General features: G+C 40.7%; 14 protein-coding genes. 4 read left to right on the top strand and 10 right to left on the bottom strand.

All coding sequences use genetic code 11. The annotated features are described in order from the left end of the window. Positions 1 to 89: 89 nt before the first annotated feature. From OQ5_RS0118615 to OQ5_RS0118590, 6 genes are all read right to left on the bottom strand, one after another. Complete coding sequence (locus OQ5_RS0118615; protein WP_016778936.1) at positions 90 to 2,516, bottom strand: glycoside hydrolase family 31 protein; 2,427 nt, start codon at positions 2,514 to 2,516, stop codon at positions 90 to 92. A 98-nt stretch (positions 2,517 to 2,614) separates the two neighbouring features. Beyond that, positions 2,615 to 3,769 carry a RagB/SusD family nutrient uptake outer membrane protein gene (locus OQ5_RS21665; protein ID WP_218054579.1) on the bottom strand — a complete coding sequence of 385 codons (1,155 nt, stop codon included), beginning with the start codon at positions 3,767 to 3,769 and terminating at the stop codon, positions 2,615 to 2,617. Further along, the gene (locus OQ5_RS23965) at positions 3,738 to 4,259 is read right to left on the bottom strand and encodes a RagB/SusD family nutrient uptake outer membrane protein (RefSeq protein ID WP_218054578.1); all 522 of its coding nucleotides are present in this window, start codon (positions 4,257 to 4,259) and stop codon (positions 3,738 to 3,740) included. Before OQ5_RS23965 ends, OQ5_RS21665 begins: the two co-directional genes overlap by 32 nt. 11 nt (positions 4,260 to 4,270) lie before the next feature. Further along, on the bottom strand, positions 4,271 to 7,552 hold the full coding sequence (locus tag OQ5_RS0118605; RefSeq protein ID WP_100221965.1) for a SusC/RagA family TonB-linked outer membrane protein: 3,282 nt from the start codon (positions 7,550 to 7,552) through the stop codon (positions 4,271 to 4,273). 163 nt (positions 7,553 to 7,715) lie between these two features. Continuing rightward, positions 7,716 to 8,687 carry a FecR family protein gene (locus OQ5_RS0118600; protein WP_016778934.1) on the bottom strand — a complete coding sequence of 324 codons (972 nt, stop codon included), beginning with the start codon at positions 8,685 to 8,687 and terminating at the stop codon, positions 7,716 to 7,718. 604 nt (positions 8,688 to 9,291) lie between these two features. Then, the gene (locus tag OQ5_RS0118590) at positions 9,292 to 9,876 is read right to left on the bottom strand and encodes an RNA polymerase sigma-70 factor (RefSeq protein ID WP_016778932.1); all 585 of its coding nucleotides are present in this window, start codon (positions 9,874 to 9,876) and stop codon (positions 9,292 to 9,294) included. An 872-nt stretch (positions 9,877 to 10,748) separates the two neighbouring features. Between OQ5_RS0118590 and OQ5_RS25155 the strand changes: the two genes are divergently transcribed. Both OQ5_RS25155 and OQ5_RS21660 read left to right on the top strand, forming a co-directional pair. Further along, a complete protein-coding gene (locus OQ5_RS25155) occupies positions 10,749 to 11,150 on the top strand; it encodes a hypothetical protein (protein WP_304362433.1) in 402 nt (133 codons plus the stop codon). A gap of 14 nt (positions 11,151 to 11,164) precedes the next feature. Continuing rightward, complete coding sequence (locus OQ5_RS21660) at positions 11,165 to 12,295, top strand: alpha-N-arabinofuranosidase (RefSeq protein WP_304362432.1); 1,131 nt, start codon at positions 11,165 to 11,167, stop codon at positions 12,293 to 12,295. Positions 12,296 to 12,314: 19 nt separating this feature from the next. Here OQ5_RS21660 and OQ5_RS0118580 read toward each other — a convergent pair whose 3' ends face one another. The 3 genes from OQ5_RS0118580 to OQ5_RS0118570 form a co-directional block, all read right to left on the bottom strand. Next, positions 12,315 to 12,554 (bottom strand): hypothetical protein, encoded by a 240-nt coding sequence (locus OQ5_RS0118580; protein WP_016778931.1) that lies wholly within the window; start codon positions 12,552 to 12,554, stop codon positions 12,315 to 12,317. Between the two features lie 499 nt (positions 12,555 to 13,053). Continuing rightward, positions 13,054 to 13,512: a DUF3127 domain-containing protein gene (locus tag OQ5_RS0118575; protein WP_016778930.1), complete on the bottom strand. Its 459-nt coding sequence runs from the start codon at positions 13,510 to 13,512 to the stop codon at positions 13,054 to 13,056. Positions 13,513 to 13,529: 17 nt separating this feature from the next. Then, positions 13,530 to 13,982, bottom strand: coding sequence for a peptidylprolyl isomerase (locus OQ5_RS0118570; RefSeq protein WP_016778929.1), 453 nt, complete (start codon positions 13,980 to 13,982; stop codon positions 13,530 to 13,532). A gap of 120 nt (positions 13,983 to 14,102) precedes the next feature. On the opposite strand from OQ5_RS0118570, the gene OQ5_RS0118565 reads away from it, so the two are divergent. Then, complete coding sequence (locus tag OQ5_RS0118565; protein ID WP_016778928.1) at positions 14,103 to 15,686, top strand: endonuclease/exonuclease/phosphatase family protein; 1,584 nt, start codon at positions 14,103 to 14,105, stop codon at positions 15,684 to 15,686. 325 nt (positions 15,687 to 16,011) lie between these two features. On the opposite strand, the gene OQ5_RS0118560 is transcribed toward OQ5_RS0118565, so the two are convergent. After that, entirely contained in the window at positions 16,012 to 16,620 is a 609-nt protein-coding gene (locus OQ5_RS0118560; protein WP_044108097.1) for a plasmid pRiA4b ORF-3 family protein, read from the bottom strand. Between the two features lie 217 nt (positions 16,621 to 16,837). Between OQ5_RS0118560 and gdhA the strand changes: the two genes are divergently transcribed. Then, the gene (gene gdhA, locus OQ5_RS0118555) at positions 16,838 to 18,196 is read left to right on the top strand and encodes an NADP-specific glutamate dehydrogenase (RefSeq protein WP_016778926.1); all 1,359 of its coding nucleotides are present in this window, start codon (positions 16,838 to 16,840) and stop codon (positions 18,194 to 18,196) included. Positions 18,197 to 18,326: the final 130 nt, after the last annotated feature.

The following is an 18,326-nucleotide window of genomic DNA, read 5'->3' as shown; positions in this document are numbered from 1 at the left end:
TTTATGGACAGACACTAAGTAATACCTGTGTCTACAAAACATGCAAACACAGGTATTCTTTTGCATGCTCACAATATGTTTAATTTAAATTACAACTTAATTTTCTCTTCATCCCCCTTCCAAATTACTGTCCTTAAAGGTTCGGCAACTTCCAGACCTGTTCCTTTGCCTTCTTCAACAACGACCACGTTAAATGTATGTGAGTCGGACATACCTGGAAATTCTCCTTCTCTCTTACCTATTGTTAATTCACGTTCTTTATCGCTCCAGATGATCTCAATGGTCGAATAGGCTCCTTCTTCATAATTGTAATTGTCACCTTCATCTTCATACAAAACAAACTTCCCGTCTGCACCGGGATATATCCTCAACTCAACAGGGTCCTTTTTTTCTCCGGCATATTGCACAAATGGACCCATTGGAAGGATAGAGCCTGCTTTAACATACAAAGGTATTATATCGATGGGAACATCTTTCTCAACATTCTGCCCGCCTTTGAATTCTTCTCCAGTCCAGAAATCAAACCATTGTGTTCCATCAGGGAGGTAAACACTCTTTGATCCAATTTGACTGAAATCCTCAACCGGGTTGATGTATTTATTATCTTCTTTTTCGGTTTTTACATACATCGGCTCCGTTACCGGAGCAACCAGTAATGACTTACCAAACATATATTCATCATCAACATCCAGGGCATTTTTGTCATGAGCAAAATCCATTACTAAAGCCCGCATCATACTTGAAGCATTATGAGTTACATCCCATGAAACAGAATAAATGTAAGGCAATAAACGATATCGAAGATTGATGAATTTCTCAATGGCATCGTATGACCAGTCACCCGATTCCCCAAATTGCCATATTTCACGTGGCGTATCAGTACCGTGTGAGCGCATCATGGGACAAAAAGTTCCAAATTGCAGCCAGCGTACATAAATTTCATGGAAAGCTTTGTTGTTGACACCACCCGGATAATTCCAAACAAAAAAACCACCGATATCACTGTTCCAGTATGGAATTCCCGTAAGTGAAAAATTGAGCCCCGAAGAAATTTGCTTCCGCAGAACGTCCCAGTCCGTAATTACATCACCCGACCAGGAATTGGCGCCATATCGTTGCTGCCCGGCAAAAGCCGAACGGGTCAAAATAAATACACGCTTATCATCCGTAACTTCACGTTGATGTTTGTATACACCACCAACTGTCATTAACGGAAAGGCATTACGCACACGACGATAAGAACCAAGATAGGTTTCATTATCAAAGTCTTCGTCCTTAATATCCAAATGGTCAGGTTCCGTTGAATCGAGCCACCAGCCATCTATCCCGTAAGAAAAAAGGCCTTTTTGAAGATAATTCCAATAAATATCCCTTGCCTCAGGATCATAAGCATCATAAGGCCTCACTCCTGATGGCTTATCATCGGGCTTAACCGGATACCGGTTGGTTGCCCTGGGAGGCCAGGTTTTAAAGTCCAGTAACATATCTTTTTCATCCAACACTTTAAACTGTTCTGTTTTTGGACCAAAAGATGCCCACACAGAGATAATGAGATGTGCATTCATATCATGAACCTGATCAACCATTTTCTGTGGCTCCGGGAATTCAGGATTCAAAAATCTCATAGCATTCCAATGGTAATTATTACCCCAGTATTGCCAATCCTGGATGATTCCATCAAGAGGAACACCCAATTCACGATATTTCTTAACAACGCCAACTGTTTCGTCCTGACTCTTATATCTTTCCTTACTCTGCCAGTAGCCATAAGTCCAGTAGGGAAACATCGGTACCTGACCGGTTAGATCGCGCATATTGGCTATAACACCATCGGCATCTCCCCCTGTCATCACATAATAATCAATACAATCACCTATTTCAGATTCAAAAAAAGTTTCTTCTTTATTGTCACTGAATACAGTGGTTGAATAATTGTCCCAGAAAAGTCCGTATCCTTTATTCGACTGGAAGAAAGGAATAACAGTTACTTTATTATCCTGAAAAAGTTTAACTTCCTGATAGCGTTGAGACATTTTCCCGTTTTGCAGCTGGCCCAATCCATATATTTTTTCATCAGGGTCTAATTTAAAACTTTGCTTAACAGCATAAGTTTTAGTACCTAAATCTAATTTAGACTTAAAACCTGATCCGTTCTTTTTTTCTGTAAACAGAGGGGTTTCGTCACCATTAGAGAAGCTAAGTTCAGCGGTAGCTAAGTTCAGTTTCACCAAAATTTTTTCAGAAGAAATGATCAAATTTCCTTCGTTTTCGTGAATATCAAAATCAACAACCTCCGGAGTCTTGATAACAGACAAACTGTTTTTTTCATATTCAAAACCGGCTTTTGATTTCACGATCCGAACAATTTCCGGCGAATAAAACTGAATATTAACATCAATCGAATCAATGGTTGCAGTAATTCCCCTGTCAGTCAGCTCATACTTTTCCCGATCGCACGAAACAGTAACAACTGAAATGACTATACCTATAAGAAAATAATAAAGAATTGACCTCATAGCATGATTTTATAAAAATATTGATTAAGAACGGAATCACCGTTCCACACAAAAAAAGGAAAGCCCGCGAAGGGCCTTCCCATATTTGAAATATTTATTTAATAACCGGGATTTTGCGTCAGATTAGGATTCTTTTGGAGTTCCGGTTCGGGGATAGGGAACAATACTCTGTGATCACCATTGGGTGAATGTGAGAGCCATGATTTTGTTGTAAATGCCCCAAAACGAATCATATCACTTCGCCGGCGTCCTTCCTGACAGAACTCACGTCCCAGAATATCAAGAAACGCTCCGTACTGAATGTCTGCACCACCTTCGTAAGTAGAATTAAGGTGATTATCCAAACCGTACTCGTAAGCACTTCCCTGCAGTAAATCTGCTCCTGTAACTTCAGCTTTTTCAGGCTGACCGGGAAAGTTTCTTGACCTCACCTGTGTTACAATTGTTGCGGCTTCATCTTCAAAACCAAGTCTCAGGAGTGATTCTGCTTTCATTAAAAGTATATCGGCATAGCGGAATAATGGCCAATCATTACTCAAACGATTGGTAGCGCCCATTTCAATTTCAAATTTACCCAACCGGAAACCATGTATTTCCTGTGAATCATCTACTCCGGGGAGCTCATTTATGTACGCCAGAGGCTCTCCGGCCAATTCACCAAGTGTACAATAAAGGCTGTCTCCGTTGGATGCATACTGCTGTCCTTTTATATAATTGTCCAGATATCTTGAATCATCGGGATCAAATGTTTCTATAAATTGAGGAACAGCACAAATACCTCCCCAAGGTGAATATTCAAGGTTGTAAGTTTTCTGGTTGGCCGGTTGCAACGTCTGCATGTGAATATCAAAGGCATTCCATGCTGTTACATATTTTGACTCAAAGGGCAGCGCAAAAATAATTTCTGCCGAATTCTGATTATCGGTAATAAATACATTCTTCTGATTGGACTCAAGTTCATATCCGGCACCAGAATTTATGACCGAGTCACAGGCAGATATACACTCCTCCCACATTGATTCGCCGGTATAAACCTCAGCATTGAGATACATCTTTGCCAAAAGTGTAAATCCGGCCCATTTATTAAATTTTCCATAGGTGGTCTGATTGTTTTCAGGACTAACCTTCTGAATATTATTCTTTACTTCCTCCACGATAAAATCGAAAACTTCTGTCCTCGTATTTTGTTCAGGAAGAAACCCTTCAGGAACATCGAATCTTTCAATTATAGGAACATTGCCAAAAAAAGTCAATCAGCACCCAGTAATAAGAAGCTCTGAGTAATTTTATTTCGGCAATAAGTGACTCGATTTCTTCCTCAGGAACAGGTATAATTTTTTCCTCCACCTGATAAATAATCCTGTTACAATTGGTTATACCGGCATAAGTACGATTCCAGGTGTTAATAACCACATCATCATCGGTCGTCCATTTATGTTCGTGCAATCTTCTGTAAACGCCACCATCAACCCAACCATTAGGCCGTGCAGGAATTACTGCCTGGTCGGCTGTCACTTCATTTGCGCGATGTAAACCATTCCACTGAAGCATAACTTCTCTCCAATTGACATAAGCTGCTCCCTTTAAGGCTGCCAAATCACTTTCATCGGGAGAGAACTGACTGGCAATAATGTTGTCAAAGCTTTCATCTTTCAAGTCTGTGCAGGAAGCAAACAGTAGTGTCAACGAAAACAGCAAAACTGTTCCCACTCTGCCAACCTGCCTGATATAATGTTTTTTCATAATTCTCAATTTTAAAATTTCAGATTTACACCAAATGTAAAAGTACGTACGGTAGGATATTTGTCCCTGTTATCAATACCAGGACTTAATCCGGCACCACTGTTAATGTTGATCCCCCCTTGAGATGTACCTCCTTCGGTAACCAGACTTACTTCCGGGTCTATTCCATCGTATCCGGTAATTGTTAATGTATTGGATGATGAAACATATACACGGGCCGATTTCAGGAAATCAACTCCTGTATTATTTATATTATAGCCAAGTGTTATATTATCAATCTTCCAATAATCTCCATCTTCGATGTAATGACTGTTAAACTCGTGTGGTGATTTGAGTTGAGTCTTACCAAAAACAGGATTAAATGCATCTCGCAACAAATTATACTGCGTATAAGTAGGATTCTCATACATCATGCGTTGCATATTAGCCACCTGAAAATCAAAGGCTCCGCGCTGTGTAATGGACAAATCCCAGTTTTTATACCTGAAATTATTGGTCCATCCGGCATAATAATTTGGCAAACCGTTACCAATCACCTTTTTATCATCAAATGAATGTCCAAAATCAGAATAATTAACGGGTTCACCATCTTGTCCTTCATAAATCCATTGCCCATAATTAGAAGCATCATCCGGATCATTACCAATACCAATGACTTTAAACCCATAGAAGTTACCGATTGACTCACCAATTTTTACAATATGCGTAAAGGTTTGGACGGGCGGCCCTGTATACCCGGTGGTAAAATAATCACTGGATGTCTGATAAATATCGTTAGAAAGGCTTATCAGCTTATTACTATTGGTAGAAAAAGTAACACTGGTGGTCCATTCAAAATCTTCATTCTGAATGGGAACTCCTGTAAGAAGTATTTCCAGACCTTTGTTTTCCATTTCACCAACATTAGCCCGGGTTGTGGGATACAAATTAGGAGGACTTGGAACAGCATAGTCAAATAGCAGGCCATCAATCTTCCTGATATAATGATCAATACTACCACTCATTCTTCCATCAAGGAGAGTAAAATCGACACCATAGTTCATTTCGTGCTTTTCTTCCCATTGCAAATCGGGGTTTGCATTTTGAGATGGAATCAGCGTTTTTATCCACTGTCCATTAGAATAAATATACTGATCATACCCCATCAAGGCAACGCCCATAAATAAATCGGATGGCTGTGTTCCTGTCACTCCATAACCGACGCGAAATTTTATATCATCAAAAATATCTTGTCCGGCCATAAATGGTTCTTCCGTCAGCCTCCAGCCGAACGAAACAGCAGGAAAAGTACCCCAGGCATTGTCTGTTCCCCAAAGCTGGCTTGCTCCTTCTCTGCGTAAACTTCCCATAAATAGATAACGATCTGCATAACTGTAACTTACCCTTCCAAAAAAACCAATCAAATTGGTCTCAGAATGATAGCTGGATTGAGGATTGGGAACATCTCCGTTTTTGGTGGCTTCACCAAGTCCGATGTCATAATACCCAAACTGATCGGTAGGGAAATCCCAGTTTTCCATCGACATAGTGGTATAAATATTCTCCTGATAACTGTATCCGGCCAAAGCAGTAAATCTGTGATTTCCTATTACATCGGAATATTCAGCTGTCAATTCAGCCAGCTTATCAATTGATTCTGATGCACCAATTGAAGCATAAGCATTCCTGTTGTCGCGCAAAGTACTGATATGCTGCTTAGTTTCTGAATAACCGCCATTCTGATTCCACTTTGAGTACGACAAAACACTTGATAAGGTAAGTTCATCAACAGGATTGAAAACAATATTGCTGTTAAAACGAGTCAAATGTTCACGCGTCATACCATTGCTTTCCATCAAGTTCGATACAGGGTTCTCGTACTCAAATTTCGTCAACTGCTGAAACCATTCCCCATTTTCATCCTTAACAGGAGCTGTCGGATTCTGAATAAGCGCCTGGCGATAATTGTAGCCGTTGAAACCATTAAGTTTTCTGTCTGATCCAAGAATGCTCAAATTCAGTTTCAACTTATTATCAAACATATTGTGATTGATATCCGCACGACCCTTAAAATCTTTATTGTATGACTTTAAGAAAATACCTTCGGCTGAGTCGTAGTTTACATTCAATAAATAGTTCGTTTTTTCATCACCTCCTCTGAATGTAACGTTATGGACATGGCTTACAGGCGTTCTTGTAATTTCATCAAGCCAGTCGGTAGAATGGCCAAGATCTGTGTTGGCATCCCGAAAACCTGCCTCGATTTGTTTTCTGAAATCTGCTGCTGTTGAAAGATTTGGTTCTCGGGATATAGTCTGAACATTGACATAAGAACTAACCTCTACTGAGCTTTCAAAATGCCCACTGGCCCGGCGTGTTGTAATTAATATTACACCGTTGGTTCCGCGTGTACCGTAAATAGCAGCAGCAGAACCATCCTTTAATACATCAATCGACTCAATATCCTCAGGAGCAACTGTATTCATGTCACCCGGAACACCGTCAATAAGCACCAAAGGACTAATACTTGAGCCTACCAGGGTAGTATTACCGCGTAATAAAATTTCAGAATTACTGGTAGGATCTCCTGAGGGATTCACAATAGTTAATCCTGCTACTTTACCCTGAATAAGTTGTCCCGGATCTTTGACACTTCCTTTAACAAAATCATCAGCCTTTATAGACGAAACCGAACTGGTTACATCTGCCTTTTTTACACTACCATATCCAATGGCCACAACCTCATCCAAACCAATTACTGCCTGTTGCATGGACACATTGATCACATCAGCATCAACGATCTTTTCAACTGTCTGCATTCCAACAAAAGAAAAAACCAGTGTTGCATCGTCAGGTACATCAGAAATTTCAAAATTGCCGTCCATATCGGTAATGGTCCCGGTGGTACTACCCTTGATTGTAACAGTTACGCCGGGTACAGGATTTCCGTATTCATCGGTCACTGTACCACTAACCGTTGTCTCCTGTTGTTGCACCATAACCGTTGGTTCAGATCGTCGGGTCACCACCACATTCTCACCTACAATCTGATAATTGTAGCCGCCTTCTTCCAACAATTTTTGGAGCACTTCTTCCAGGGTGGCATCTTCAACATCCAGAGAATACCTTTTTTCAAGGTCTAACTCATCGTTCTTGAAAAAGAAACCGTAGTCGCTGGTTTCTTCAATCTGCCGGAAAATGTCGAGAATAGTGGCATTTTCCATTTTTACCGTTACTTCATTTTTCTGGGCATCAGCTGTTTTGGCCGAAAGTGTTAACCCGCAAAAAACGAGTAAAACCATGGTTATTTTCATAATTCTCAAGGTTTTCACCCAGTTATGCCTCTGCCGGCATAACATCATACGACTTTTTTTCATAAATTTGTACTGTTTAGCGTTTAACAATTTGAAACTGTTGGCGCAGTTTCAGTTAACTCGTATCACGGCAGGCACCCTGTTGGCGCAGGGTGTCTGTTTTTTATTCAAATATTACTCTTTGCTTTCCGTTCTCCATCTCTTCAATCTTGTAGGTCGATTTCGATGAAATCTGAAGCACTTTCAGCAAATGCTCAATACTGGTTTTTCGCTTAATAACGCCCGAAAACTTTTCATCCTTAATCTTCTTGCTTTTAAAAACAAAGTGAACGTCGTACCACTCTTCCAGTTCACGGGTTATTTCGCTCAGACTTTTATTCACAAAAACAAATTTTCCTTCCTTCCAGGCAGTTACAAATTCCTTATCGGTATTTGAAAAAGCCAGTTTTTTATTTTCGATATCAAAAGAAAATTCTGTTCCGGGTTTCATCTTTTCCACAAGTGAGCGTCCTTCACCACAAAAATCAATAGCACCATCGAAAAGAGAAGTCACCAGCATCTGTTTTTCAGCATTGTATTTTACATTAAAGCTGGTTCCTTTATCCACTATGAAGTATTCTCCTACTTTTACCAGAAAATCCCGCTCATTATCATGAACGACATCAAAAAAAGCTTCGCCCTTTAAATCAACAACTGTTTTTTCATTGCCATAAGTAGTTACAGTAGCAGTAGAGGCAGAATTCAACCATAACTCACTGCCATCCTTAAGCTTAATATTAGTGATGTTACCTTTCGGAGCATTCAGGACAAATTGTTCACTGGCAGGTTTTGTTAGTGTTGAAAACAAAAGACCTCCAATCAGAAACACAACTGCTGCTGTAGCTGCAACCGCGGATGCCAGTTGCAATTTACTGAGACGAAAAACAGGCTGTCGCAGTCCCCAAAATTTTCTGAAGTATGATGTTTTTGACTTTTGGGGAAATCGTCTATGTGCCATATTGTTGACAACCCATAGCTTCTGAAAGGCTTCAAAAGCTCTTTTCTTTTCCGGGTCTTGATTTAATTCCTCAAAAAACGCATATCTCTCCTGAAGAGTAGTCTTTCTTCGAACAATATTTAAAAATTGCTTTTCCAATGTTATCTTTTTTTAACCTTAACACTTTAAAAGCAACATTCCCTATCCGGAAAGCAACATTTTTTTATTTTATTTTACAAAGCAGTCAGAACCAGAAATTTAGTTTTCGGGCTTATGCAAAGATTTATGACGGGTGGAGGTTAAATTAGTTAGTCAAATAGTTTTTAGTTTTTAGTTTTTAGTCCATAGCTTAGGAAAGGGAGCAGGGAGCAGGGAGCTTGAAGGTAAACTCTTCCAGTATTCGATGCTCCTGGAAATGGTAGACATGTAATTAAAAAGAAAGAAGTTTGACAGGCAGAAGGCAGAATCTATAAATCCTAACCTGGACAAGCCAGAGCTAAACAAATTTATACATTATCTGTCGCAGCTCCGCAGCTTTTTGTTTTTCTTTTATATAATTCTATCGTTCTGTCGCCGCTCCGCGGCTATTAACTGCTGTTATATAGTTGACAATACTAAAACCGCAGAGCGGTGACAGAGCGGTAACATTACCAATAATGTCGGTAACAATTAACCGCGGAGCGGTGACAGAGCATTAATTTTGCCAAAAATACAACAAAATCAGAGATAAGGTACTAATCATATTAAATCTAACAATCTATTCTCATAGTTTGAGCAACAAAAATAACTCAATAACCGGAAGATAATCTTTCAGCTCTGTACGCAGCATTTTCAATGCCCTGGAAATTCGTGCTTCAACGGTTTTGGTACTTACTCCGAGCTGGCTAGCAATTTCAGAGTAAGTAAAGCCGTTAAAACGATTAAGACGAAAGGTTTCGGCTATTTCGGATGGCAATCTGTCGATAGCTTCATCAATCTTTTTCATCAATTCTTCCAAATCCACATAGGAGTCCGGAAAACCGGCCAAAGCTTCCTGCTGATATTGCAATTCGGGAATCAGATAATCCCGGTGCCCACGATTGATAATTTCCTGGTGGCGAAGATGATTCAGGCAATTATGTTTGGTAATGGTGTAGAGATAATTTTTTATGTTGGTGGCCTTTCGCAGTTCCGCACGATTCTCCCAAAGTTTGACAAAAGCATCCTGTACCAGTTCCAGGGCCACTTCCCGCTGCCCAATATACCCTAATGCAAGATAAAACAGCATATCGAAAAAGTCGTTGTATACCTCTTCAAAAGCTCTTTTCTTCCCTTCCTGCAGTCCCGCTATATCAAAACAAGTAGCCATGGCTCTATTTCTTCATTAAAATGCCTGTTCTAAACACAACAATAGATCGTTAAACTAATTCGTGTCCGTCTATAAATTACGCAAAAGTTGTTTCTTATCATGTATCTGTTCAGAAAGTGCCGGTTACAAGGCTTGCGAAGTCCGAAAATACGGAGTTCAGTAATCGTAAATAAGTAATTTTCGGATGTGCGTAACACAGTAAATGGCACTTTATGGACAGAGACAATTTCAAATACCTGTCAAGGGGCTGTTTAATGAGTTTACATACACGCACTGTTTAGAGAACAATCACAAAAACTAAGACTCCCTCATAATAAAAACTTTGCGTCTTTGCGTTCAGGCTTTCTTTAACGAACTATTGAAATCACAAAAATATTAAAAAAATATATAAAAGTAAAAAACACTCTTTATTTGCAAATATCTTTAAAAATTTGTAATAACTTTACAGCAAATTAATCAATTTATTTCGGTTGGCGCCGTTTTTTTATATTGTATCACGTTAATTTCCCGTAAGTCTGGCTATTTATGCGGGCTACAAAAAAAGTAACAGGTACACTTAATTAGTGTCTGTCCATAAAGTAACATTTGCTGAGTTACGCTTGCCGCCCAAATACTCATTTACGATAAGTAAACTCCGTTTTTGGCGGCTTCGCAAGCCTTGCAACCGGCACTTTCTGAACAGACACGCATATTTTGAAAATTTTTGCGAGTTTATAGACGAGCACTAATGATTTAGACAATCTTTCAAAAAGAGAGAATTGTCCACCAAAATACACAGTGTGTCCACCTGCCTTTTTGTTAACATACACTAATTTCGTAAATAACCAATTGTTTAACTAATTCCTGCCTGAGGCGGGTTAAAAAGAAAAAATATGAAACTAAAACGATTGATTTTTGCTATTTCAGCCATTGGTCTGCTTACTTTTTCCCAGACCAGTGCCCAGAACAAAATGAATCTGGATTTCGCCCATGCCGATCAAACTATTAATAAAAATATATACGGTCATTTTGCCGAGCATCTTGGCCGTTGTATTTATGATGGCATCTGGGTAGGACCTGATTCAGACATTCCTAATGTCAACGGATACCGTAAAGATATCGTAGATGCTCTTAAAGAGCTGAACATACCGGTACTGCGCTGGCCGGGCGGCTGCTTCGCCGATACCTATCACTGGAAAGACGGGGTTGGCCCGGTTGAAGACCGCCCGAACATCAAAACTATTTCTGGGGTGGTGTTATCGAAGACAACAGCTTTGGAACCCATGAGTTTCTGAACCTTTGTGAAATATTGGGTGCCGATCCCTATATCTCTGCCAATGTGGGTAGCGGTACCGTCGAAGAGATGGTCGATTGGATTGAATACATGACCTCCGACGAAGACATCCCTATGGCCAACTGGCGCAGAGAGAACGGACGCGAGGAACCCTGGGACGTAAAATTTCTTGGCATCGGCAACGAAAGCTGGGGCTGTGGTGGTGATATGCGACCCGAATATTACAGCGATTTGCTGCGCCAGTATTCACTTTATGCACGAGTATATGGAGAAGGCAAATTCCAAAGAGTAGGCTGTGGCGCCAACGGGTCCGATTACAACTGGACCGACGTCGTTATGGACAGAGCCGCCCGACACATGGATGCACTATCGGTACATTACTATACCATTGCCACAGGCGACTGGGGAAACAAATCGTCGGCTACGGATTTTGGTGAAGAGCTTTACTTCAGTGCTCTCCGCAATGCCGGCCACATGGATGAGCTGATCAGCAAACATTCGGCCATGATGGATAAACATGACCCCCACAAAAGAGTACCTCTGTTGGTTGACGAATGGGGAATCTGGACCGACCAGGAACCCGGATCAACACCCGGTTTTTTGTATCAGCAAAACTCCATGCGTGACGCACTGATTGCTGCCACAACTTTTGATATTTTTCATAAACATGCCGACCGCGTAAAAATGGCAAATATTGCTCAGGCAGTTAACGTTTTGCAGGCAATGATACTTACGGAAGATGACAAAATGGTGCTCACCCCAACCTATCATATTTTTAATATGTACAAAGTGCATCAGGATGCCACCTATATCCCGGTTTTACTCCAGAGCGAAGATTACAAATATGGGGAAGAAAGTATTCCGGCCATAAGTGGCACGGCCTCCAAAAAAGACGGGAAAATCAACATCAGCCTGAGTAATCTGAATCCCAACGAAAACAAGACCGTGGAAGTTGACGTTGAAGGCGGAAACCTTAGTAACGTGATTAACGCTTCGCTGCTTACCGCTCCAAAAATTAATTCTGTCAACACTTTCGACAATCCGGAGGTGGTAAAACCAGTCGATTTCTCCGACTACAAACTCAAAAAAGAAACTTTAACCGTTACTTTGCCGCCTCATTCGGTTGTTACTTTGCAGCTGCAATAAAAATAAATGAAATCACTATTTAGAGGTTGCTGAAAAAGTCAGCAACCTCTGTTTCAAATTTATTTTCCATTGTTCTTTTTGGCATTGCCCCAAAACGGAACCAAAAAGGTCTGGTCCGCTTAAACCTGGCTCCCCGCGAAAGCCAAAATTTCCGGCCATTGCGCAAGGCCATGAACGTCGCCCATTTTGGCTTCCCGCCATCCGCCGGCCCGGAAAACGGACAGGCCACCGCGCCTTTTAAATAGATAAAGTCGTTCATTATTACGACATTCTTTTGAATAGTGATATGTTGACAATTAACATTTACTGGTGCAAACATTTTTAAAGATTTGGATGACAAACCTTGCACCTTAAATGGAATTATGCGATGTAAATAATTTATTATTAATTATTTAAGTGTTATTCAGCAGACCCTATTTAGTGCATGTCTGTAAACTCACAAAAAATATTTTCACAATATTATGTGTGTCTGTTCAGAAAGTGTCATTTACAAGGCTTGCGATGTCCGAAAATACGGAGTTTACTCATCGTAAATGAGTAATTTTTGGACGAGCGTAACACAGTAAATGGCACTTTATGGACAGACACTATTTATTGTTCGTCTATAAGGTTCAATACTCCGTTAAACTTTTTCAATATACTGCAAACCAATTGTTTGCATCTAAATGGGTTTGACTGTTAAAATGCAGTAGATCAAGGTTGTAACAATCATCTTACATCTTATATCTAAAAATCTAACGATCTATTGAGGTTAATAGTCAAGTAAAAAAAACTAAAACGCAGAGAGGCAATGACGCAAAGTTTTCATTATGAAAAAGTTGCGATTTGCGCCACATTAAAACGGAAACTACATCATTCTCAGCTTCCGGAGGCAAGTCCTCAATCTGATCAGGCATCGGTGCAGAAGCAGGACCACTATTTCCGCCGGCTTCAACTTTTTCAACCCTCCATGCATCCAGATTGGTAAAATAATTCACTTTGCCGTCTCTCTCCCATTTATTCCCTTTAATATTAAAACTGACTTTAAGCTCATCGCCGATATTAAACGGTTCGATTAGGTCAACTCGATCCTGAACAGACTGAAACTTAACGAAGTCATTCCACTCGGGATTTTTCTCATTTGGAACCTCTATCACAAATTCACGCTTTTGGAATTTGTCCGATATTTTCACAATATCTTCTTTGACAATTAACTTGCCGCTCAATTCAAAACTCATAAAATAAAACTGAAATATTATTCAACAACAATTTTTTCGATACGGTCGCCCTGTTCAATCTTGTCGATCACTCCAAGGCCCTCATATACTTTCCCGAAACAGGTGTGCTGACGATCCAGGTGTCTGGTATTATCCCTGTTATAGCAAATAAAAAACTGTGAACCTCCTGTATCCCTTCCTGCGTGTGCCATGCTAAGCACTCCACGATCATGATACTGCATATCCCCGTTCAGTTCACATTTAATTGTATAACCCGGGCCACCTGTCCCTACCTTTGGATCGCTCATATCAATTGAATAAGGACATCCTCCCTGTATCACAAAATCGGGGATAACACGATGAAATGCCAAACCGTCGTAAAAACCGCTTTTGGCCAGTTTAACAAAATTCTCAACAGTAGCGGGAGCATCGTCATGATAAAATTCGACTTTCATTTCTCCCCTGGGGGTGTAAATGGTTGCTTTTTCCATGTTTTCTAATTTCTGTATTCGCTACAAAGGTAAGTTTTTTAAAATTATAAGAACCACAAAACCCCGAACTCTGCTAATTCCACATTTTTTTTATATATTGGACTTTCCAAAATGAGACACATGAAGCATGTTCACGTTTTATTCATCTTTATCTGTGCAATCCTCTTCCTTTTGGGATGCAACAAAAGAGAATACAGTAAACCGGGCCCTTCACTTATCTATTTGGATTTCAACCGGGAAATAACCAATACCGGAATATTACCTGTCAAATTTCAGGGTGATAAATATGTGTCGTATGAAAAAGGTGTTACCGATACCTGCCTTAATCTGACAAAAACAGCTCTCTACAGGAAACCCGTCATTATTGATAAAGGCCATGGCAACAGTTTCAGCGATTATGAAGGCCTCACGCTCCTGCTTTGGGTCAAGTCAGATACTGGTGATCCCTATGAATATGTTGTTGCCGGACAGAAACTCCCGTTGGATGATTTTCAGAAATATCAGGGCTGGCACATCAGTAAAACACAGGCAGGCGGCTGGATGTGGGAAGCCAGCGACGGGAAAAAAACCATCAGCTACAAGCCCTCGCATAAACAACAGCCTGTTAACGATGGGAAATGGCACCAGATTGGTTTTTCTCTGGACAAACAACTTCGTGAAGCACGATTCTATTACGATGGCAATCTGAAAGCCATTCTCAGTACAGAAGAAATAGAAAATCCGTTCCCGGGTTCTTCGTTGTTTGTAGGTTCTGATCCTATGGCTAAAGACATCAGAATCGAAGCTTTCAACGGCATGATTGACGAATTGGGTATCTGGTCGCGAACGCTATCAGAAACTCAGGTGGCCGGGCATTTCAGAAGAATCAGCGGAAAAAAACTTAGACCCCTGCCCGAATACAATGACTCAATAACCATCATGACCTGGAATATCTGGAATGGAGGTACCAGCCACGGTAAATATGCAGGAATACAGCGCATTGCCGACATCATTAAACACAGCCGTGCCGATATCATATCTCTTCAGGAAACTCTGAATGCCGGAGAGATAATAGCAGGTGAACTGGACTATTATTTCTATAAGAGAAGTGACAACCTGAGTGTTATCTCCAGATTTCCGCTCAAAAAAAGTTTCAATGTATACCGTCCGCTCCATTTTGGGTGCATCCAAATAGATATCGGTAACGACAAAGAAATTCTTGTAAGCCCCGTTTGGTTAAGCCGGCAACCCAACCTTCCGGCCTATTTTATCAAAGAAAATGCACGTGCCGATACCATTGAAGTGAGAGAAATGGAAACCCGTGGAATGGAAACAAGGTTTTTGCTGAGCGAACTCAGACCGCTCATTCAGAACAATAATGAAAAAGCATCCATTATCGCCGGCGATTTCAACAGTGGCTCACACCTCGACTGGACCGAACGAAACAAAGAAAGACACAATGATTTGGTTGTGGAATTTCCGGCCAGTAAATTCATGTATGAAGAAGGTTTTTCCGATGTTTACCGTTCCATCTTTCCGGATGAGACCACATCACCGGGGTTTACCTGGTCGCCCATCCATAAAGACGGACTTCAAACCCGGATGGACTTTATTTATTTCCGGGGAGAAATGCTTGTGCCAACTTCGGCAAGAGTCATCGACACCTGGCCTTCCGGATTCCCTTCTGACCATGCAGCTGTTGTAGCATCATTTAAAGTAAAATAGCCACTTTCCATACTCCGGAAAACTATTGTAAATAAATTGCAAGTTAGCTGTTTGTGATCAAGGGACTGTGCTTAATAAAACGCAGTAAATCAAAGTTTTGCGAATCATCTTACATCTAATATCTAAAAATCTATCAGTCTATTATTACAATAGATCGTTAGATTTTTAGATATTAGATGTAAGATGATCGTTACAACCTTGATCTACTACATTTTAACAGCCAGCCCCATTTAGATGCAAACAATTGGTTTGCAACGTATTGAAAAAGTTTAACGGAGTATTGTTATTATAAATCGACCCATAAAATTAGTCCACTCAGCCCCTGTCAATCTTCCTCATCATCGTCATCGTCGAACGGAAGAAGACAGCCATAATCATCTTCCAACAGAATGTCATTGATCTGCTCAAGATCAAAATATTCAGGATCAAGGCCATCAGGAAAAAGTGCCTTGAAAAAACGATGCTGGGGATTAGACGGATCTTTCACCGCTGCAACCATCTCCTGATAACCGCCGGGTCCGCCACAATCCTCAGGCGGACATTCCCGTGCCCCATCAATGCAAACCGGATAATATTCCAATGGATCCGGTTCCCTCTCTTTTTCCAATATGATCCTGTGCCGCCAGTCATCACCGAAATCATATTGATAAACCATCTCATCCCCGGGTTTTCTTAGCAAATCATTAACCCGTACAATAGTATAGTCCTGAAACAGAGGATTACCATTCCACTCATCATCGGCCAGACCGAATAGTCTCTTCCCTTTCCGGAACAAATGCAAGTGCTGGTTTTCCCACCCCATGGTGGTTTGAAGAACTTTGTGAAAATCGTGTAAAAACAAGTCGGCAGGAATTTGCAACCGCCGCCAGATAAGCGGTTCAATATCCTGGAGTTCAACTTTTACCTGATAAATATGTGGTATGATCTTGTTCATATTCTTACCGTTATTCAAAAATCATTGCTTCTAAAAACATTTCAAAGCTAAAAAATTTTATCAATCCCTGAATAATTTACCAAAGGTTTATCTTACAACAGACTTTCGGCTACAAATTGTCGACAAAAAACAATTTTTACTTCATTTTTTTAAGTAAAACGACATTTTTTATTACATTTGCACATCCAAAAAGTCAAAACCTCTAACATTTTATCTTATGAATGAATCAAAAGTGCTCAAGTACGTTGAGGATTTTATGGCTAATGTCAAGGCCAAAAATCCCAATGAACCGGAATTTCATCAAGCTGTACACGAAGTAGTTGAAAGTTTGGCTCCCTTTATTCTGGAAAATCCTGTTTTGATGAAAAACAAAATTCTGGAACGGATGACTGAACCGGAACGAATCATCAGTTTCAGGGTACCATGGATTGATGATCAGGGAGAAATACAAATCAATAAAGGTTACCGGGTGCAGATGAACAGTGCCATTGGGCCTTACAAAGGCGGCCTGCGCTTTCATCCTTCGGTAAACCAAAGCATATTGAAGTTTTTAGCTTTTGAGCAGGTTTTGAAAAACAGTCTTACCTCACTTCCCATGGGGGGCGGAAAAGGTGGTTCCGACTTCAATCCCAAAGGAAAATCAGACCAGGAAGTAATGAAGTTCTGTCAATCGTTTGTTACGGAACTTGAGAGACATGTAGGTCCGAATACCGATATACCGGCCGGAGACATTGGTGTAGGTGGTCGTGAAATCGGCTTCATTTTCGGCCAGTATAAGCGTCTGGCCAATGCTTTTCAGGGTACTTTCACGGGCAAAGGCGCCGAATGGGGAGGAAGCCCTCTCAGACCCGAAGCCACAGGCTACGGGGCAGTCTATTTTGCTCAGGAAATGATGGCCACTAAAGGTGAATCATTTAAAGGGAAAACAGTAGCCATAAGTGGTTCGGGAAATGTTGCCCAGTTTGCGGTTGAAAAAGTTCTTGAAATGGGTGGAAAACCCGTTACCCTGTCCGACTCCAGCGGATACATTTACGACCCCAATGGTATTGATGCCGAAAAACTGGAATATGTAAAACTTCTCAAAAATGCCATCCGCGGACGTATCAGGGAATATGCCGAAAAATATCCGGATGTTGAATATTATGAAGGCGAAACACCCTGGAAAGTCAAGTGTGATGTGGCAATTCCATCGGCCACTCAAAATGAACTTAACGGAGATGATGCTCATATGCTCATCGAAAACGGATGTATCTGCGTTTCTGAAGGAGCTAATATGCCCTCTACCCCTGAAGCTGTAGACCTGTTCCATGAGAAAAGAATCCTCTTTGGACCTGGTAAAGCAGCCAACGCTGGTGGTGTAGCCGTTTCCGGTCTGGAGATGAGTCAAAATTCCATGCGAATAACCTGGACACGCGATGAGGTGGACCAAAAGTTAAAATCCATTATGAAAAACATTCATGCAGCGTGCGTAAAAAATGGACAGGAAAAAGATGGATTTGTTAATTACGTAAAAGGTGCCAACATCAGTGGTTTTATTAAAGTGGCCAATGCCATGCTTGCACAGGGTGTTGTTTAGCACAATAATAGGTTTTCCAAGCCCGAAACTTCTGAAAATCCGAAAAGAGCTTTACTGTGAAAAGTGTTCCCTTATCTATCCCGAATTTCCCCTTTGTCTGTGAACACGCACAGTAAATGCTCTTTTAACC

Source organism: Anaerophaga thermohalophila str. Valhall (assembly GCF_000250735.1).
Classification (GTDB): domain Bacteria; phylum Bacteroidota; class Bacteroidia; order Bacteroidales; family Marinilabiliaceae; genus Anaerophaga; species Anaerophaga thermohalophila_A.
Note: the sequence above shows the minus strand (reverse complement) of the source record. Positions and strands in the feature narration are given on the sequence as shown.